The 19,719-nt window shown below is 65.1% G+C and carries 15 protein-coding genes; 7 read left to right on the forward strand and 8 right to left on the reverse strand.

What is annotated here, in order from left to right:
• Positions 1-386: 386 nt before the first annotated feature.
• Entirely contained in the window at positions 387-2,273 is a 1,887-nt protein-coding gene (speA, locus tag BJD12_RS10475; protein WP_005989231.1) for an arginine decarboxylase, read from the reverse strand.
• A 237-nt stretch (positions 2,274-2,510) separates the two neighbouring features.
• Here speA and speE point away from each other — a divergent pair, with 237 nt between their 5' ends.
• Positions 2,511-3,368, forward strand: a complete 858-nt coding sequence (speE, locus tag BJD12_RS10480; RefSeq protein ID WP_005989233.1) for a polyamine aminopropyltransferase — start codon at positions 2,511-2,513, stop codon at positions 3,366-3,368.
• Between the two features lie 387 nt (positions 3,369-3,755).
• Here speE and BJD12_RS10485 read toward each other — a convergent pair whose 3' ends face one another.
• Positions 3,756-4,361 (reverse strand): PH domain-containing protein, encoded by a 606-nt coding sequence (locus tag BJD12_RS10485; RefSeq protein WP_005989234.1) that lies wholly within the window; start codon positions 4,359-4,361, stop codon positions 3,756-3,758.
• A gap of 207 nt (positions 4,362-4,568) precedes the next feature.
• Positions 4,569-5,396, reverse strand: a complete 828-nt coding sequence (locus BJD12_RS10490) for a hypothetical protein (RefSeq protein WP_005989236.1) — start codon at positions 5,394-5,396, stop codon at positions 4,569-4,571.
• 597 nt (positions 5,397-5,993) lie between these two features.
• On the opposite strand from BJD12_RS10490, the gene BJD12_RS10495 reads away from it, so the two are divergent.
• Positions 5,994-6,650 (forward strand): RIO1 family regulatory kinase/ATPase domain-containing protein, encoded by a 657-nt coding sequence (locus BJD12_RS10495; protein WP_005989238.1) that lies wholly within the window; start codon positions 5,994-5,996, stop codon positions 6,648-6,650.
• Positions 6,651-6,873: 223 nt separating this feature from the next.
• On the opposite strand, the gene BJD12_RS10500 is transcribed toward BJD12_RS10495, so the two are convergent.
• Complete coding sequence (locus BJD12_RS10500) at positions 6,874-8,844, reverse strand: glycoside hydrolase family 84 protein (RefSeq protein WP_042827682.1); 1,971 nt, start codon at positions 8,842-8,844, stop codon at positions 6,874-6,876.
• Positions 8,845-9,610: 766 nt separating this feature from the next.
• Positions 9,611-9,985, reverse strand: coding sequence for a P-II family nitrogen regulator (locus BJD12_RS10505; protein ID WP_196769974.1), 375 nt, complete (start codon positions 9,983-9,985; stop codon positions 9,611-9,613).
• A gap of 152 nt (positions 9,986-10,137) precedes the next feature.
• Here BJD12_RS10505 and ubiK point away from each other — a divergent pair, with 152 nt between their 5' ends.
• The 3 genes from ubiK (at position 10,138) to BJD12_RS10520 (ending at position 12,925) form a co-directional block, all read left to right on the forward strand.
• A complete protein-coding gene (gene ubiK / locus BJD12_RS10510; protein WP_005989244.1) occupies positions 10,138-10,422 on the forward strand; it encodes a ubiquinone biosynthesis accessory factor UbiK in 285 nt (94 codons plus the stop codon).
• Between the two features lie 15 nt (positions 10,423-10,437).
• Positions 10,438-11,958 carry a YifB family Mg chelatase-like AAA ATPase gene (locus tag BJD12_RS10515; RefSeq protein ID WP_005989245.1) on the forward strand — a complete coding sequence of 507 codons (1,521 nt, stop codon included), beginning with the start codon at positions 10,438-10,440 and terminating at the stop codon, positions 11,956-11,958.
• A 457-nt stretch (positions 11,959-12,415) separates the two neighbouring features.
• Positions 12,416-12,925, forward strand: a complete 510-nt coding sequence (locus tag BJD12_RS10520; RefSeq protein ID WP_039423865.1) for a lipocalin family protein — start codon at positions 12,416-12,418, stop codon at positions 12,923-12,925.
• Positions 12,926-13,515: 590 nt separating this feature from the next.
• Here BJD12_RS10520 and BJD12_RS10525 read toward each other — a convergent pair.
• On the reverse strand, positions 13,516-13,692 hold the full coding sequence (locus BJD12_RS10525; protein ID WP_005989247.1) for a hypothetical protein: 177 nt from the start codon (positions 13,690-13,692) through the stop codon (positions 13,516-13,518).
• Positions 13,693-14,071: 379 nt separating this feature from the next.
• Here BJD12_RS10525 and BJD12_RS10530 point away from each other — a divergent pair, with 379 nt between their 5' ends.
• A complete protein-coding gene (locus tag BJD12_RS10530; protein WP_005989248.1) occupies positions 14,072-15,652 on the forward strand; it encodes an EAL domain-containing protein in 1,581 nt (526 codons plus the stop codon).
• A 182-nt stretch (positions 15,653-15,834) separates the two neighbouring features.
• On the opposite strand, the gene BJD12_RS10535 is transcribed toward BJD12_RS10530, so the two are convergent.
• Both BJD12_RS10535 and BJD12_RS10540 read right to left on the reverse strand, forming a co-directional pair.
• A complete protein-coding gene (locus tag BJD12_RS10535) occupies positions 15,835-16,956 on the reverse strand; it encodes a fatty acid desaturase family protein (RefSeq protein WP_005989249.1) in 1,122 nt (373 codons plus the stop codon).
• A 9-nt stretch (positions 16,957-16,965) separates the two neighbouring features.
• Positions 16,966-18,042: a ferredoxin reductase gene (locus BJD12_RS10540; RefSeq protein WP_005989250.1), complete on the reverse strand. Its 1,077-nt coding sequence runs from the start codon at positions 18,040-18,042 to the stop codon at positions 16,966-16,968.
• 93 nt (positions 18,043-18,135) lie between these two features.
• On the opposite strand from BJD12_RS10540, the gene fabR reads away from it, so the two are divergent.
• Positions 18,136-18,783: an HTH-type transcriptional repressor FabR gene (fabR, locus tag BJD12_RS10545; protein ID WP_005989260.1), complete on the forward strand. Its 648-nt coding sequence runs from the start codon at positions 18,136-18,138 to the stop codon at positions 18,781-18,783.
• Positions 18,784-19,719: the final 936 nt, after the last annotated feature.

Genomic DNA, 19,719 nt, shown 5'->3' on the forward strand with positions numbered 1-19,719 from the left:
TGCTTATGGCGCAAATCACCGCATGAAACAAGTGTTTTCTGCAGCAATGCGGTCGGTGATCGCGCAATCACGCAAACGTCGTCTGCCTGTCATCTGGATGAAGCGTCGCTGCGTTTTGCTGGTGTGATGCTGTGCAGACCGCAGCGCCTAATGTGGCTGAGCTTGCTAGACGCGGGTCCGACTGCGGCATCGAGACGCGGCCGATGGCGTGCCTGGCGGCCGCCTGTGTATCGGGGATCGCGTGCGACGCGGCGGATGCCGGTCGCAGCATTGCGCCGTTGGGCAGTGCGCGAGCGAGTGCCCTGCGCGGGCTTCAACGCCTGCACCGCATTGTTTGAAGACAGAATCAGCGCGCTGCAGGACTGGCCCGCAGCGCGCGACGTGCCTCAGCCCAACGGTTCGTCGGACAGATAGGTGTAGCCGGTCAGGCCGGCCTCCAGCGCGTCGTGCAATTCCTGCGCGCGCTCGGGCGGCAGTTGCGCTGCGGCGATGCGCTCGGCGTAGGTCGCGCGCAGCGTGTCCAGCTGATAGCCCACGTAGTCGAGCATCACATCGGTGGTGTCGCCGCGACGCTGCTGCACGATGCGATATCCGTCACCATCCACGGCCACTTCCACCGCGTCGGTATCGCCGAATAGGTTATGGATATCGCCCAGGATTTCCTGGTAGGCACCGACCAGGAAGAAGCCGATGCGATAACTCTCACCCGCGTTCAAGGTGTGCAGCGGCATCGAGCTGTCCAGGCTCTCGTTCTCGACGTAGGTCTTGACCATGCCGTCCGAATCGCAGGTCATGTCGGCGATGATGCCGCGCCGCTGCGGCGCTTCGTTCAGGCGTTCGATCGGCACGATCGGGAACACCTGATCGATCGCCCACACATCCGGGATCGACTCGAACACACTGAAGTTGACGAAGTACTTGTCCACCAGCCGTTCATTGAGTTCGTCCAGCACCGGGCGGTGGCTCTTCTCGTCGAAGCTCAGCCGCGCACGCACGCCGTGGGCGATGGCATAGAACAGATCGTCGATGCGCGCGCGGTGGGTCAGGTCGATCTGGCCCAGCGCATAGGCGCTCAGCCCTTCGGCATGAAAGTGCTGCGCCTCCTGGAACAGTTCCACTGCCGGGCGCACGTCGAGCTCGTCGTGGATCTCGCGCAGGTGGCGGATCGCCGCCGGTTCGTCGTCGTGCGCGTCCGGCACGCGGCCTTCCGGCGCCTGCTCCACTTCGGACACGTTGGCGATCAGTACGGCATGGTGGGCGGTCATCGCACGGCCGCATTCGGTGACGATGCGCGGCGGGGTCAGGCCGTGCTCTTCGCAGGCGCTGGCCAGCGGCTGCACGATGTTGCTGGCGTACGAATGCAGGCCGTAGTTGATCGAGCAATAGCTGCGCGATCGGGTGCCTTCGTAATCGATACCCAGGCCGCCACCGACGTCGACATGGCTGATCTTGGCACCCAGGCGCGAAAGCTCCACGAAATAGCGGGTGGCCTCGCGCATGCCGTTGGCGATGTCGCGCACGTTGGAGATCTGCGAGCCCATGTGGAAATGCAGCAGATTCAGGCTGTCGGCGTACTCGGTGTCGCGCAGCGTCTTCCACAGGTCCAGCACCTGCCGCGGCGACAGCCCGAACTTGGCCTTGTCGCCACCGCTGTTCTGCCACTTGCCCGCGCCCAGCGAGGCCAGGCGCATGCGCACGCCCAAGCCCGGCTTGACGTCCAGCGCGCGCGCCTCCTCCAGCACCAGCTTCAGCTCGGAAGGCTTTTCGATGACGATGAAGGTCTGCAGGCCCAACTTGCGCCCGATCAGCGCCAGGCGGATGTATTCGCGGTCCTTGTAACCATTGCAGACGATCAGCCCACCCGGACGCGACAGCGCCAGCACCGCCATCAACTCCGGCTTGCTGCCCGCTTCCAGCCCGAAGCCGTCGCCGTGATGGCTGGCCAGGGTGCCGGCCACGCCACGGTGCTGATTGACCTTGATTGGGTACACCGCGGTGTAGCCGCCGGCGTAGTCCCACTCCGATTGCGCCTGCGCAAACGCTGCCTGCAGCTTGCCCAGCCGTTGGCCCAGGATGTCCGGGAAGCGCACCAGCAGCGGCAGCTTGGCGCCGGCCGCGCGCGCGGCATCCACCACCTCGGGCAGCGACACCGACGGGCCGTCAACGGTGGGGGTGACCACCACGTGACCGGCGGCGTTCACATCGAAATACCCATCGGCCCAATGCGGGATCGAGTAGGTCTTGCGGGCTTGGTCGAGGGACCAATCGCTCATTTCGTTGTCTCGGCTGGGGCAAAAAGGGCGTGAAGTGTAACGCCTGGCACGCGCAGGGTCCGTTACAATCCGCGCCGACTTCACGCCCCGCTCCTGATCGGAACGGGGCCGAGCAAGGGTCAGCCGCTGCGCAGTTCGCGCTGCACGAGGCGACGCCCGACCCTCATCCGGCGCTACGCGCCACCTTCTCCCGCCGGGGGAAGGAACAGCCCGCTTCTTCTAGCTTAGGACGTCCGCATGAGCGCCAACGACAACTGGTACATCGAACACTTCCAGCCGACCGGCTCGGCCATCGGCTTCCGCATCAGCGGCAAGCTGGACGAGGTGCAGTCCCCGTTCCAGAAGATCGAGATCTACCAGACCACCGATTGGGGCAAGTTGATGCTCATCGATGGCGCGGTGATGCTGACCAGCCGCGACAATTTCTTCTATCACGAGATGATCAGCCATCCGGCGCTGTTCACCCATCCCGCGCCCAAGCGGGTGGTGATCATCGGCGGCGGCGACTGCGGCACACTGCGCGAGGTGCTCAAGCACCCGGGCGTGGACAGCGCAACCCAGTGCGACATCGACGAGCAGGTCACCCGCATGTCGGAGAAGTACTTCCCCGAGCTGTGCGATTCCAACCACGATGCGCGCGCCGAACTGCTGTTCGACGACGGCGTGGCCTACATGGCCAACTGCCCGGCCGGCAGCGTGGACATCGTGATCGTCGACTCCACCGACCCGGTCGGCCCGGCCGAGGGCCTGTTCAACAAGGCCTTCTACGAGAGCTGCTTCAAGGCATTGAAGGACGACGGCATCCTGGTGCAGCAGTCCGAATCGCCGCTGGCGCTGCTGGACCTGATCAACGAAATGCGCACCGAGATGGGCAAGGCCGGCTTCCAGTCGTTCAAGACCCTGCCGTTCCCGCAGCCGTGCTACCCCACCGGCTGGTGGAGCGTGACCATGGCCAGCAAGCAGCCCAAGGCCGACTTCGCGTTCCGCCTGGCCGATGCGCAGGCCAAGGGCTTCGACACGCTGTATTACACCGCCCACCTGCATACCGGCGTGCTGGTTGCGCCGCCGTTCGTGGCCAAGGCGCTGGGCGAGTAAACCCCTCGACCACCACGAGCGCTGCATTGCGCTCGCGGTGGTTATTGGCCATCGGATGCGCAGCCATCGCTTCGATGACTGCGCTGCCAAGTGTGGCCGATCGGGTTGGAAGATCGTTGCGATGACGCAACCGCTGCAACGAAGGTTGAGTGCACTGCCGTGCGTACCCGGGCGGCCGGGCCACGAGGAGCAGCCAACAGAACGACGGCACTTACCGCCAGGCGGGCGCGGACTGCCCGGAATCGGTGTCTACCATGCGTCCACGCCGGCTTCGTGCGTGTCGCTCCCGCCCGCACGACGACTGCTCGCTCCGTTCTGTCGGCCTCTTCCAGGCCTACCGCAGGTAGCCTCACCCATCCGGTTAGGGCTGCGCGCAGAGCACGCAGCTCACAGCCGCGCCAATATCTCGGCCTTCTTCGCATCGAATTCCTGCTGGGTGACCAGCCCGGCGTCCAGCAATTGCTTCAACTTGCCCAGCACCTGCACCGGGTCATCCATCGCCGGCGTTTGCGGTGCCGTGGATGCTTGCAAGTGCGCCGGCGGCGCGTGCACCACCACACCGCCGGCCGACGCGCGCAACTTATCGAACTCCAGCTGCTGGCGTTTTTCGTAGGCGGATTCTTCCACCTGCTGCGCGTAGGCATATACGCGCCGCGCTTGCTTTTTCGGCAGGCTATCGATGGATGCGTACGCGCCCTGCGTGGTGCGACACATGATAGTGGCTCCCAGCATCTGCTCGCTCATGTGCACATCGAGCACCTCGCGCCAGGGGAAATCGCGAAACGTCATGCCGAACAGTTTTGGGTAGACCACGATAAATCTGCGGTTGGTCAGCACCACCGCGTCCGGCGACAGGTTCATCACCATCTTCTTCTGCACGGCGATGTAATCGACCTGCTCGTCGCGAGTCAGCAACTCGGTGACCTTGGGCAGAATCTTGCCCACTGCCGCCGGGTCCTGCTCGTCTGTCAAAAACTGCGCTAGTGCGTCCATCTGTCCTCGCCAACGGCTAAGTCAATGCGTTGGCCGTGACACTACAACAAGCCGCATGGATGCCTCTGCAACGCCAATGACCGTATGCGATGCGGCTTCAAGGTGCGGTTTTCAAACAGCACTGCCGTCTGCCGCGTCGCTGTTGCAATACATCTGACGAATAAGGGAAGGCGTTGCCGCCCGCCCTGACTGGATCGTTTGCGCAGATTAGAAGCGCACCTCGAGTGCCGCGTTCAGTACATCGGCACGATTGATGGTGGTGTCTTCGGCGTAGTCGTAGTAATCGTTGGCGTAAACGTAATTGGTGTACATCACGCTCACACTCGCGTGCTTGCCGATATCTACGCCCAGGCCGAGGCTCGCATAGCCACCGTAGATTTCATCGCTCATTTCTGCGACATCCGCATACCATGAGCCAACACGCACCACGGCAAACAGCGGAGTGTCACCAAAATTGAATCGGGCCGTGCCGCCGATGCCGAAAAACTTCACGGCGGGGATAAAAACATCGTCGGTGGAGTCTCCTCGATCCAGGCGCCCAACCGCCCCCTCAAGCCCGATCAACGTCACCGAGCCGGCACGCCAGCGATAGCCAGCACTGAGGCCAAGCATGTCTTGCTTGTAGCCACTGAACACCTCGCCCTTACCACGCTGCACGCTAATAAATGCGCCGCTGTCGATACGCGATTGCTCAGTCCGCGCAGTGCCCGTTGTTGGTACTGGAGCTGCTGCGTAAGCCGGTGCAGGCGGCGCGTCCACCGCAGGCGTCTGCGCGGTGACGGTGGTAAATCCACCGGTTTCGTCGGCCACGCCCGCGCTTCCGCTTCCACCGATGGCGGTGGGCGCGCCGCCGTTGACTGCTTGCGACGGGCGCGACGGCGGCGCTGCTGGCGCAGGGGCGCCCTGCGTGCCGGTCTGCGGTTGCTTTTGCTGTTGCCGGTAGCTGTCCCAGCCGCGCGACAACGATTGCGCCGAGGCCTGTGCCGTGACGCCAAGCGCCGTGCAGGCCAACAGCAGTGTTGCAGTCCTTTTCATCGCATTCCCCATGAGTGGTCTTCCTTCGTTCCCGCATCCGTGCGCGCGCAGGCGGACCCGGCGGCGTCTGGAAGTGGCGCAGTGCCGTCATCTCTCCGGGAGCTTCCCCGCATCACTACAGTGCCAAAGCACCGGCGTGGCACACCGGCATGGAGTGCGCGGCACGCGCGTGATGCAGCCCCCTGACCGCAGCGCGCACAGTGTCTGGAGTCTCATTGGCTGTCAAGATGCGCCGAGATGCGCATCGAATGACGCCGCGCCGGTGCTGCTTCCCGCATCCGCACCGATAGACCGCGAGCCGATCGTAAGTTCCCCTTTCGATTTTGCGCAGATCGCAACGCGACCGTTGGGTCATAGGTGGCTGCAAATTGCACGGGGCGCGCTTGCGCATCGTGTCGGAGCTGATGTTCCGCAAGACCCGGGCGCCTCAACCCTCTGAATTGCAAGGCTGTTCCATGTCCGGAACATTTCATTTGTTAAACAAATGTAATTTCAATACTCGCAAGTTCTAAAATTGCGTGATTCCGATCCCTTGGGATCCCCTTGGACCTGCGTCACGCGTGACATCTCCGCGCCGCCAGGGTCTGGAGAACAGTCATGCATTACCAACCGCTGGATGTGTCCAGCTTGCGCCTCGTTACTCCCGTGCTGCTCAAGCAAGGCACACGGCTGCTCGAACCCGACGTCTACCGCACCCACCTGGACGGGCAGCTGGCGGTGGTCAAGGACTACGGCCGTTATCGCCGCTCGCTGCTGGCACCCATCGCACGGCTGATGGTCCGCCATGAGGCGCGCATGCTGCGCAGCCTCCACGGCTGGCGGCATGCCCCGGCGCTGCTCGGCACCTTGGGTGGTCTGGCGCTGGGCATGGAGTTCATCCCCGGCGACACGCTCAGCGCCAGCGCGGTGGTGGGCCAGGACGTCTTCCAGCAATTGCAGCAGGCGCTGCGTCGGCTGCATGCGTTCGGCATCACCCACAACGATCTGCACGGCACCAACGTGGTGGTCAGTGCCGGGGTGCCGGTGTTGATCGATTTCACCTCGGCGTGGCGATTCCCGCGCTGGTTGCGGCGCGGCACGCTGGCACGTCAGCTGCAGCGCAGCGATGTGGCCAACTTGCAGAAGATGCGCCAGCGTCTGGCGGGTATCGCACCCACCGCCGATGAGGCCGCACGCAGCGCCGAGCCGCGCTGGGTGCATGCGCTTCGCAGTGGTTGGAAGCGGCTGTATCGGCGGTTGAAAGGCAATGCGTAACTGACGCTGCTGACTGAGAGCGGCTGACCACTTGTGTTACGCCAACCGCTGCGCTGATCGGTCAGTTCCATCCGCAGAGCGCAACGTCGCCCGAGCGCTGTATGCCGTGTTGTGTGCTGCGATGCAGATGGTGCGATGCAGATGGCAATGGCGCTCCCGCGTTTGCAGGCACAGCGACGCGAACAGTCACCCATGCGCGCAGCTGTGCCTGTCTACTAGACCATCAGTGCACTGCCGCCGGCTCGGCAACGGCCGGCACGCGATAGGCGATCAAGCGCGGCGCCTCGGTGATGAAGCGGTCTAGCACGCCATCGGCAATCTTGACCGGACCACCGAAGCGCGTGGCGCCGGGAATCGAGGGGACGGCCGCGGCCATGGCGGCCACTGCAGCGGCATCGGCAAACAACGCCGGTGCCTGCGTGTCGCCGCGATTGGCCGCATCCAGGCCCGCGGCGGTCTGCTGCAGCGCACGGCCCCAGCCCTCCATTGCCTCCAACCACGGGCGTGATTGTTCGGCAAAGCCCTTGTCGGCCACGCCGTCGCGAATGATCTGCGGCGCGGCAGCGATGTCGTCGGCGGTGCGCGCCAACATTGCAATCGCCTGGCTGCGTGCCGTGGCATCGCCCAGCGCGATGGCCTCGCGCACCTGGTCGAGCACGCCCTTCAGGCGCGGCGCCTGTTCCTGCCACGGCTGGCTACCGAAGGTGGGCGCCAGATGCTGGGTATCGAAAAAGGTCAGCAATGCGGCAGTGACACGCGCGTCGTCGCCGGCCAGTTCGCGCGCCGCCACGTGCCAGGTGCGCTGCGCGTCATAGCCTTTGTCATTCCAGGCAAACGCGGTCAGCCCCATCACCGCCACGCGGCTGGGCACTTCCTGGTTCATCGGGTTGGACACGATGCCGGACAACTCGGCCGACAGGCCCGCTTCGCGGCGCGCATACGGCGCCATCAGCAAGCGGCCGGCCGAGGTTTCGAAATCGTTGACCGGGTAGTTGTCCCACAGCAGCGTCTTGCGCCCGAACGCCTTGGTGGCCGCGCGCGCATCCGGGATGGAGATGGCCGGCGGCACCACGTCGGTACCGGTCCACTGCACCACGATCTTCGGGTCCAGGTGCTTGCGCAGCGCTTCCTTGTACGGGCTTTCCTTGGCGTCGTAATACTCGGTCGGCACCATGATCAGCTCCGACGCGGCATCGTGGCGGGCAACCAGATCGGCCTGCACCAGATTGAGCAGATGCGACTGCGCGATGCCTGCCGCCTGCGCGCCGGACTCGCCGAAGGTGGTCTTGTCGCGCTCGCAGTTCCACTTGGTGTATTCGATATCGTCCAACGCCACATAGAAGCTGCGTACGCCCAGCGCGCGGAACGCATCGAACTTGCGCAACAGCGCCTTGGCATCGGCCGGGTCGGAAAAACACACGCTTGGCCCCGGCGAGATCGCATAGACGAAATCGACATGGTTACGTTTGGCGGTGGCCGCCAACGTGCCCAGCGCCTCCAAGGTCGCTTTCGGGTACGGATCGCGCCAACGGTCGCGCGCGTACGGGTCGTCCTTGGGACTGTAGATGTAGGTGTTGGCCTTGGTGCGCGCCAGAAAATCGATGTGTTTGCTGCGATCGGCCATCGACCACGGCGCACCGTAAAAACCTTCGATCGTGCCGCGGATCGGCATGGCCGGGTAATCCTGGATCGTTAGCGTCGGCATGGCCGGCCGCTGAAGCAATTGACGCAGCGTCTGCACGGCATGGAACAGGCCATCGCTGTCATGCCCCGCCAGCGTGATCAAGCCACTTCCCAGCGCGACGCTGGTGAGCGTATAGCCTTCGGCATGGGTATCCTGGGTGGCCTTGCTGCGCGTCAATGCATCGCGCACCACGGCCGTCTCACCGGTGCCGATGACGATGTGCGGGCGGTCCAACGTGGCCGGCAACCGCGAGGCAGTCGCGATCTTGCTGACGCCGGCAGCGTTGAGCAGGCTGCGCACCAAGGCGACCGAGGCCGAGTCCGAGCCCGGCGCGACGACCAGCACCACCGACCGGCCCAAGGCGATCGTCTGTCCATCCAGCGCAATCGACACCGGGGTCGGGAACAGCGCCGGCTGGGTCACTGGCTCGGCCAGCGCGGGCGCGGCCAGTCCCACTGCCACCAAAACCGAGAGCAGGCGCAAGCCCGGCTTCCTGTCACGTCGCTTCATGTCCGAACTCCGGTATTGGAATGGTATTACGGCCTAGAGTAGGCAAGTCGCTGCATGGCGACAAGCGCAGCTTGGTCTTAGAAGGTCGAGCCCGCTCTCAGCCTTGTCACCTGCGCGCTGACGGTCTATCTGGACCGAAGAAACCAGTCGACCAGGCCATGGGCTGCGGTATGGAAATGGTATGAAAAGCACTGCGCTTGGCGCCGTCGGGACCACGATCGCGACAGCAGCCCCCGAAAGCGGGGGGCAAGACGGCCGTATCGTCGGATGAGGCGAGTCTCCTCGACGCCCGACCAGAGCGGCTGCCATCACGTGATCTGCCAAGGCCTCACGCTGGCGCACTAACCGATCTGAGTCATGGCCGCCTGAGGCAGCAGTCGCGTCAGATTCGTAGGCGTCCACCATTGCCGGCCTGAGTAGCTGTCCCACGGTGCCGTTTTGTCGTAAACGCGGTGTCGCCGCCTGCATCACTCGATCGGCATGCGCGGCGGCGGCGGCGCAGAAGTCATCAGCGTTGTAGAACTGATGCGCGTTAATGAAGAAACGCCTTGCATCGCAAGGCCGACACCGCCCCTACGCCCGTAGCAAGCGCAGGGCGGCCATCGCGCCGTTGCGCTTTGCCCGAAACACCGCATGACCCAGCGCATCCGTCAATCGGCGCATGCGCTGCCAGCACGGAAAAATCCTGTTGCGCGTGTCAATGATGCCAGCGGCTTTCAGCACCCAGCACAACCACCGCCACGCCGCAGCGTGGCGCACGACAGGCTTACAGCGCGTCGCTATCCAGCTCGCCGGTGCGGATGCGCACCACGGTGCCGAGGTCATACACAAACACCTTGCCGTCGCCGATCTTGCCGGTGCCGGCGGCGGCTACGATGGCCTCGACCACGCGCTCGGCCTGGTCATTGGTCACCGCCACTTCGATCTTCACCTTGGGCAGGAAATCGACGACGTATTCGGCGCCGCGATACAGCTCGGTGTGACCCTTCTGCCGGCCGAAGCCCTTGACTTCGGTCACCGTGATGCCAGCCACGCCGCAGCCGGCGAGTGCTTCGCGCACATCGTCGAGCTTGAACGGTTTGACGATGGCCATGATCATTTTCATCGGTGCAGATCCCAGGGCATGACGGGCGCGCAGCATACCGTGGACGGCTGCAACACTCACCCATGCCGGCGTGCCGTCACCTCGGCCCACAGCCGAATGGGACTATCCTTACCGCCTGCCGACTGCCTTGCCGATGTCCCGCGCGTCCCGGCCTGCACTAGGCTTCCTACGGACCTGCGGAGAACACCATGATCGATTTCAATCAGCTCGACGACCTCGCCCGCCGCCTCAGCGACCTGGTGCCGCCGGGCCTGCGCCAATCACGCGAAGAACTGCAGAGCACCTTCAAGGGCGCACTGCAGGCCGGCCTGGGCAAGCTCGACCTGGTCACCCGCGAAGAATTCGATGTGCAACGCGCGGTGCTGCTGCGCACGCGCGAAAAGCTCGACGCGCTGGAGCAGGCTGTCGCCGCGCTGGAAGCGCGCGCACCGGGCGCGTCGCCCAGTGCGGCGCCCGGCTCCGACACTCCTTGACCCGGGTCCTCCACCATGAGTCTGGCGCTGGTGCACAGCCGTGCCCGCGTGGGGGTGCACGCGCCCGAAGTTCGGGTGGAAGTGCATCTGTCCGGCGGCCTTCCCTCCACCCAGATCGTGGGCCTGCCCGAGGCAGCGGTGCGCGAATCACGCGAACGCGTGCGTGCCGCCTTGCTGTGCGCCCAGTTTGAATTCCCGGCCCGGCGGATCACCATCAATCTGGCGCCAGCGGATCTGCCCAAGGACGGCGGCCGCTTCGATCTGCCGATCGCGCTCGGCATTCTGGCTGCCAGCGGGCAAATCGACCGGCAGGCGCTGGCCGAGTATGAATTCATTGGCGAGCTTGCACTGACCGGCGAGCTGCGCGGCGTCGATGGCGTGCTGCCGGCCGCCCTGGCTGCCGCGCAGGCCGGGCGGCGGCTGATCGTGCCGCTGGCCAACGGTGCCGAGGCCGCCATCGCCGGGCACGTCCAGGCCTTCACCGCTCGCACCCTGCTGGAAGTCTGCGCGGCCCTCAACGGCACCCAGCAGGCGCCGGCTGCCGAACTGGCGGTTGCAGCCATGGGCGCACGCGCCCTGCCCGACATGGCCGATGTGCGTGGCCAGCCGCACGCACGCCGCGCACTGGAGATCGCCGCAGCCGGTGGCCATCATCTGCTACTGGTCGGCAGCCCCGGATGCGGCAAGACCCTGCTCGCCTCGCGCCTGCCCGGCCTGCTACCGGACGCCAGCGAAGCCGAAGCACTGGAAACCGCCGCGATTACCTCCATCAGCGGCCGCAGGCTGGATCTTGCCCGCTGGCGGCAGCGCCCCTACCGTGCCCCGCACCACACCGCCAGCGCCGTCGCCCTGGTCGGCGGCGGCGCGCACCCGCGCCCCGGCGAGATCTCGCTGGCCCATAACGGCGTGCTGTTTCTGGATGAACTGCCCGAGTGGCAACGCCAGACGCTGGAAGTACTGCGCGAGCCATTGGAATCGGGTCTGGTCACGATCTCGCGGGCAGCGCGCAGCGTGGATTTCCCGGCACGGTTTCAACTGGTTGCGGCGATGAACCCGTGTCCGTGCGGGTGGGCCGGCGACGGCAGCGGGCGGTGTCGCTGCAGTAGTGACAGCATCCGCCGCTATCGCAGCCGCATTTCCGGGCCGTTGCTGGACCGCATCGACCTGCATGTGGAAGTCCCGCGTCTGCCGCCGCAAGCATTGCGTAGCGGCAACCTGGGCGAGGACAGCGCGAGCGTACGTTTGCGGGTGGTCGCCGCGCGGCAGCGCCAGCTCGCCCGCGGGCCCCTACCCAATGCGCAGCTCGACCAGCCCGACACCGATCGCCATTGCCGACTGCACAACGACGACCAACTGCTGCTGGAGCGTGCGATCGAGCATCTGCAGCTGTCCGCACGCTCGATGCACCGCATCCTGCGCGTGGCGCGCACCATTGCCGATCTGGACGACAGCACCACGATTGCAACACGCCACCTGACCGAAGCGATCGGCTATCGCAAACTGGATCGCGCGCTGACCGCCGCCAGCGCGGCATAGCGCGGGTTACAAAACGTTGCGAGCAGTCGCCAGGTGGATGTAGGCGGCGAACTTGAAACCGGCGCGCAAGAGCGGCCCTGCCGCCGCGAGCGCCAGCGGTGCCCACCTGGTGGCGTGCGGTCATTTTTGCGAGCCGCTCTTGGCTGGCTGCGCAGAACAGAGTAGACCTCACCCGGTGCGGTGCAGCCAATGATTGCACTGCAGACAAGCCACGCCGTCGCTACCAGCAAGCAATAGCCTGCGCATGGTCGACGACAAACAGGCGTCGACAGTGATGGCGCAAGCGATGACAAGCAACTGATACCCGGTCGGCGAGCCAGCAACAAACAGGGACCGGCAACCGGCAGTGACGGCGCAAAAGAGTGCACGCACCTGGCTGCTGCGCACAGCGCTTGCCAACATCCACTTCATGGCGTTGCACGTACAACGTCTGCCATCCCTTTGCGCAGAGGCCGTCATGAGCCGACTTCCCGAGTTGATCACCGTTGCATCGCTGGATCTGAACCGCTATCTCGGCACCTGGTACGAAATCGCCAGGTTGCCGATCCGCTTCGAAGACGCGGACTGCACCGATGTGTCGGCGCATTATTCGCTGGAGGACGATGGCACCGTGCGCGTGCAGAACCGCTGCCTGACCGCGGCCGGTGAGCTGGAGGAAGCGGTTGGCCAGGCACGCGCCATCGATGCGACAAACGCCCGGCTCGAAGTGACCTTCCTGCCAGAAGGCCTGCGTTGGATTCCCTTCACCAAGGGCGACTATTGGGTCATGCAGATCGACGCGGACTATACCGCCGCATTGGTCGGCGGCCCCGATCGCAAATACCTCTGGCTGCTGGCCCGTCTGCCGCAGCTGGACGAAAACATCGCCCAGGCCTATCTGGCGCATGCACGCGAGCAGGGGTTTGATCTGGCGCCGCTGATCCATACCCCGCACACCGGGCGGCTGACCGAGCAACCGCTTCCCTGAGCGTGGCGGCGGGCATCGCCAAGACGCACGCGAAGAGCGGCTGGCAAAACACAGCGAGCGCTCTTCGGCTGAGCGTAGACGGCGCTCAAGCGTCGAAGTGTATGCGTGGTGGCATAGGCCGCACACAGCATCGGCCGCGTCTACTTTGCAGTGATGCAGTGGTCTTGTGAGCTGCTCTGGCCCGACGGTGCCCGGGCACGTGCGCCGCAACGTCCGTCTCAGGGTCGGATCCACTCGCAGCCCTGCGCTGTGCGTCGCGTGCATAACGTAGCCCGACGCGCGCAGGCACGAGTAAGAGCAGCCGTGCATTGCTGAGCCGGCGTGTCGCGGACCGAGGCCAGATACCCGATTGCTCAACCGTGGCGGCGCCATCGACGTGCCCGTGCCCTGGAACAAGCGCTGCAAGGCGATCCTGGTTCGAGGCAACAACAGCCGGAGCATGCGAGCAGCAGCTCGCACGCTGCACCTTCGCTGCTCCGGCCATCTCGGCCCCGCCACTGCGGCACGCCCCGGTCGCCTGTTGCTGCAAACGTCGCAATCAGCCTCGGCACTAAGCCGTCAGTTGCAATCAACGCGTGACACGTTGCGCCTCAGCCGTTGAGTGTGCCCAGATCCTTGGCAGCGGCCTGTGCACCTTCCAGGCTGTCGAAGGCCACGCCGGTGTCGCCGACCACGTACTTGACCAGTTCGCCGTCGCGGGTGGTTTCGTGCATCTTGAAGATCGGTACCGCATCGGTACCGCCGACGCGTTCTTTTTGCGTTGTCATGGGTGAATCCTCCAGTAAAGCGCCTTGCAAGGGACCGGATGGTCCCGCAGCCCGCGGTGGCTAGCGCCGACGGACTGACCCTAGCGCGCGACTGCGTGCAAGCGCGTGAATCCATCGGCTACGTCAATTGCTGCAGCGCAGAGACAGCTGCCGCCAGAAAATCACATGTACTTCGCTCGACAGACGCGCGCAATGCACGCGTGTGTCGTACATTCGCGACGTGCAGCCTCATCAGTCCATATCTGTGGTCCCCATCACGCCGGTACGGCGTGCTACTGCGTGCCGCAACCCCGCCCGGGCGCAGGCGCAGACAGCGGCAAGCAGCGCGCACACCGGGGCGCGCGCATGAGCTGGCCCCCAAGCCGATGCAGGTGGTGACGTGAAGCGTCAACGCATCATCAGCGTCACCGTACTGCTGGTGCTGCTGTGCGCAACGCTCCCCATCGGCCTGTCCTACTACCTGGCAGGGCGGCTGGCGCTGTCGCGTGAGGAAAGCAGGCTCAGCCAACTGGCGGCGCTGTCTATCCGGCGCACCGAAACCGCCTTCGACGAGGCGCATGGGGCCTTGCTGAGCATGGCCGCTTCGCACGCGCCGCCCTGCTCGCCCACGCATCTGGCGCAGATGCGCGCGCTGGTACTGACCAGTCACTACATCGTCGAGCTGGGGCGCTTCGAGCAACGCCGCTTGCTGTGTACCTCGTGGGGCAAGCTGCCCACCAGCATTCCGCAGACCAGGCCGGACTTCGTGGTCAAGCGCGGCATCGCGGTGACCACCCGGCTGCTGCCGTTGGCCAATCCGCAGCACCCATTGATGGCGTTGCAGCTTGGCAACTACAACGTCCTGATCAACCCCACTACGCTGGCCGACATCAATATTCCGCCGGGCCTGCAGCTGGCGATCGGTACGCCCGACGGACAAATTCTCAGCAGTACCGGCACCGCGGCCGAGCAGTTGCTGGTCGCGCCGGTCGACGACGCCGCTACTGGGACCCCCGCCGATGCACAGCCGCAGGTGTTGTCCGGCCGCGACCGGCGCGGCGACTGGGTCGCAGTGGTCACTGAGCCAATAGCGTATCTCCGCGGGCCGCTGGCGGCTGCTCGACTGCAGGTGGTGCCAGGCGGCATCGTGCTGGCAGCCTTGCTGGTCGGCGTGGTGTTGTGGGTCTCACGGCGCCGCCTGTCGCCGCTGGCACGGCTGGAGGTTGCCGTGCAGCGCGGCGAATTCATCGTGCACTACCAGCCGATCATTGCGCTCGACGATGGCCGCTGCGTCGGCGCCGAGGCATTGGTGCGCTGGCAACAGCCCGACGGCGTGCTGGTGCCGCCGGATGCCTTCATTCCGCTGGCAGAAGAAAGCGGCCTGATCCTGCCGATCACCGATCTGGTGGTGGCCGAAGTCATCCGCGACCTCGGCCCCACCTTGGCTGCCGATCCGGCGCTGCACGTGGCCATCAACGTGTCGGCCGACGATATCAAGAGCGGCCGTGTGCAGTCGGTGCTAGCCCAGGCCCTGCATGGCACCGGGGTAGACAGCGGGCAGCTGTGGGTCGAGGCCACCGAGCGCAGTCTGATGGACATCGATGCGGCGCGTACCACCATCACCCATTTGCGCGGTGCCGGCCACACCGTATCGATCGACGACTTCGGCACCGGCTATTCGAGCCTGCAGTATCTGCAAGGCCTGCCACTGGATGCGCTGAAGATCGACAAGTCGTTCGTGGACACCATCGGCACCCACTCGGCCACCAGCTCGGTGACCGCGCACATCATCGAAATGGCCAAGACCCTGCAGCTGCGCACCATCGCCGAAGGCGTGGAGCGCCAAGAGCAACTGGATTACCTGCGCGCGCATGGCGTGGACCTGGCGCAGGGCTGGCTGTTCTCGCGCGCGCTACCGGCAACCGGCTTCATCGCGTATCACGCGCAGGCCCGCAGTGTGGCCGCGCACGGCTTCAAGTAGGCAACCGCTGCCTTCGAGGCATCCGGCATGCGGCTTCGATACCTTGAAGATCACGCGCGGGGTTTATTCTGCGCGGCAATGATCTTGGCCTCGCCCGGCACTATCGGGGCGCCCGGCCCACAGCCGTCGTTAAACCCAAGCCCATAAAAAAAGGCCGCCAATGGCGGCCTTTTTTGCATCACTCAAGCGCTCTGCAGCGCAGCGCTGCGTTGCCGCACCGGCTTGGGCCGGCTCGGGAACGCATGCCGCACGATCCGCCACATCACCTGCCCGAACTGGCGCGGCAGCGAGCCGGTGTTGTAATGCTGGCCATAGCGCGCACAGACCTGCTTCACCTCGACCGCAATCTGCGCATAACGATTGGCCGGCAGATCCGGATAAAAATGGTGTTCGATCTGGTGGCTCAGATTGCCCGACAACACGTTCATCAGCTTGCCGCCGGTCAGATTCGACGAGCCGCGCAGCTGACGCAGATACCAATGGCCACGTGACTCGTTGCGGATCGATTCCTTCGGAAATACCTCTGCATCGGCGGTGAAGTGCCCGCAGAAGATGATCACGAAGGTCCAGATGCTGCGCAGCACGTTGGCGGCCAGGTTGCCCAGCAGCACGGTCAGGAAGAACGGGCCGGCCAGCAGCGGGAACACGATGTAGTCCTTGAGCATCTGGCGGCCGATCTTGCGGCCGACCGGCAGGAACGAGGCGCGCAATTCGGCGGCCTTCATCTTGCCGGCGAACCAGCGGCCCAGGCGCAGGTCCTGGATGGCCACGCCCCATTCGAACAGCAGCGCAAACACCACCGCGATGAAGGGCTGCAGCAGGTAGAACGGGCGCCAGCGTTGCTCGGGAAAGATGCGCAGCAGGCCGTAGCCGATGTCGTCGTCCATGCCGCGCACATTGGTATAGGTGTGGTGCTTGAAGTTGTGCGTCTTGCGCCAGTTGTCGCCGGTGGCGACGATGTCCCACTCATAGGTGTTGCCGTTGAGCTGCGGGTCGCCCATCCAGTCGTACTGGCCATGCATGACGTTGTGACCCAGCTCCATGTTCTCCAGGATCTTGGACAGCGTCAGCAGCACCACACCGGCGATCCAGGCCGGAATCAGCACGCTGTGCACGAACGCACCCAGGAACAGCAGCGTGCGACCGGCCACGCCGGTCCAGCGCACGGCCGCCACGATGCGGCGGATATAGCGCGCATCGGCGGCGCCGACCTGACGCTGCACGCGGGCGCGGATGGCATCGAGCTCGTCGCCGAACGACTGCAGTTCGGCGGCGGACAGGGCACGGTTATGAACTCGGCTCATGAAGATTCCTTACAGATCCAGGATCAGGTCAGTGCTCGGAGCACTGATGCACAGGCGTACCTGTGCGGAGGGTTCGTTGCTGCGCTCACCGGTCAGCAGGTGGCGCGTGGTGCCGGACTGGCGCGCACAGGCGCAGCTGTTGCAGATGCCCATGCGGCAGCCGTGTTTCGGGCGCAGGCCTTGCGCCTCCAGCCCTTCCAGCAGCGACTGGCCGCGCGGCAGGGTGAGCGTACGGCCGCTGCGTGACAGCTGGACCTGCACCAGCCCAGCCTCGTTCTCTTCCAGGGTCGGCACGCTGAAGGCTTCGGCCTGAAACGCCGCCACCTGACCTTCCAGCCGCGCACGCGCTGCCTGCACGAATCCGCCCGGGCCGCAGGCCATGACGTGGCGCGCGGACAGATCGGCGATCTGCTCCAGCGGATAGCGGTCCACGCGCGCGGCCGGCGCTGCACCTTCGCGGGTGGTCAGCAGCTGCACGCGCAGACGTGGGTGCGCGGCGGCCATCGTCTCGAATTCGTCCAGGAAGCAGGCTTCATCGCGCTGACGCACCCAGTACAGCAGGTCCACATCCACCGGCATGCCGGCGTGCGTGGCCGCACGCAGCAGCGCGCGCATCGGGGTGATGCCCGAACCTGCGGCCAGCAACAGCAGCGGGGTGGGCGCGGCCGGCAGCAGCATGTCGCCAAACGCCGGGTCCAGCGATACAACCGTGCCCAACGCCGCATCGTGCGCCAGATAACGGCTTACCTGCCCGCCCTCGATCGCCTTGACGGTGATCGCCAGACGGCCATCGGCCAGCACGGTCGGGCTGTAGCTGCGCAGCAGGCGGCGGCCATCGATCTCCACGCCCAGGCTGACGTGCTGGCCGGCCTGCAGGCCCTGCCAGTGGCCATTGGCCTGAAATACCAGAGTGACCGCGTCGCGGCTGGCGGCGCTGCGTTCGACCAGACGGGCCATGGGCCGATCCAGCGTCCACAGCGGATTGATCCGGGTTGCCCAGAAATCGAACAGCTGCGGCGACACCAGCCTGCGCGCCAGCCGTGCGGGCAGCGGAGATTTGGTCTTGGGAGTGGGTGCCAGGCTCATAGGTTGCACTATACGCATGCATGCACAGGCGTGTATACAGTTGTATATCGACCAGAGGGGCTATGATTCATCCCCACGTCCGGCTGCCGCCCCATGACCTCCATCGCCCTGCCTTCCCACGACGCGCCGCCGTCACGCAAGCCGGCGATCTCACGCGAGGACCTGATTGCCGCAGCGCTGTCGCTGATCGGCCCGCACCGCAGCCTGTCCACGCTGAGCCTGCGGGAAGTGGCACGCGAGGCCGGCATTGCGCCCAACAGCTTCTACCGCCAGTTCCGCGATATGGATGAGCTTGCGGTGGCGCTGATCGATCTAGCCGGCCGCTCGCTGCGCACCATCATCGGACAGGCCCGGCAGCGCGCTACTTCCACCGACCGTAGCGTAATCCGCGTGTCGGTGGAGGCGTTCATGGAGCAGCTGCGCGCCGACGACAAGCTGTTGCACGTGTTGCTGCGCGAAGGCGCAGTAGGTTCGGACGCCTTCAAGCAGGCGGTGGAGCGCGAGCTCACCTACTTCGAGGACGAATTGCGCGTGGACCTGATCCGCCTGGCCGCCGCCGACAACGCCAAGCTGCACGCACCGGCGCTGGTGTCCAAGGCGATCACCCGCTTGGTCTTTGCGATGGGTGCGGTGGCGATGGACTCGCCGCCGGAAAAAGACCCCGAACTGATCGAACAGATCTCGCAGATGCTGCGCATGATCCTGACCGGCGCGCGCACGCTGGGCACGCACGGCGGCTGAGCGCGGCTCACAGCGCGTTACGCGCAGTGCTCAGTCTGTGTGTGGGCGGCGTGCTTGTCACGGCAGTGGACGCGCGGCGCATGCCACATCGCGCACCCATCGCGCTCGCCTAACGCTGAGCGCCATGGTTTCCTTTGCCGCTCTGAGTCTTCGTGCGGCAGCCCACTGCTGACGCACGGGTTGCGCCTTTCGCAATGAATGACCGGTCACGCCGTTGTGCGCGGCAGGCGCGCGATTGGCACGAGGTCCAACGGCAACCGCCGCACATCCACGTTGCGGCCACGCATTCCCAAGCGCCCTACACGCGCAAGATCGGTCTCGCGTACCACTGCACGCCCGGTCGCATCCGCGTACCGGGAAGATCGCTCGCCTGTACAGCCGCGCATCGACAGTTCCTGCACAACGTGTGTCGGTGATTATCCAACCGACCCGTTCCTTCTCCATCCGGACCTGCACTTTCAAGCGCCACATTCCCATTCGCCGAAAAAAACATAATCGCTATTTTCATAAAGTGCTTGCACAAATAAAAACCAGCAGGTAATGTTCGCGCCCTACGCAGCCCTGCCTGCAACCGGACCTGACGCACGCTCATGCACACCAGCCATTTCATCCAACGCAATCGACTGCCCGGCGCGCTTGGCGCGGCATCGTTTGCGTGCACGGCCAAACAGGCCGTGCGCACCATCATCGGCTGATGTCCTGATTCAAGGAGATCGGTCACCCGATCTCCGAGGCACGCGAACGCCCTCGGATGCTGCATCCGGGGGCGTTTTCGTTGTGCGTTCGTCGCGAACCTGTGGATGACCGCAGTTGAAACCCGGGCATGGACTGCCCGACGACAGGGATGTTGTATTACCACGAGGCGCGACAGCGCTGTGCCCAGGTTTCGGGCACGGGTGGATGGACTGCCCGACGATAGGGATGTTGCATTGCCAC

This window comes from Xanthomonas vesicatoria ATCC 35937, from assembly GCF_001908725.1.
GTDB classification, from domain to species: domain Bacteria; phylum Pseudomonadota; class Gammaproteobacteria; order Xanthomonadales; family Xanthomonadaceae; genus Xanthomonas; species Xanthomonas vesicatoria.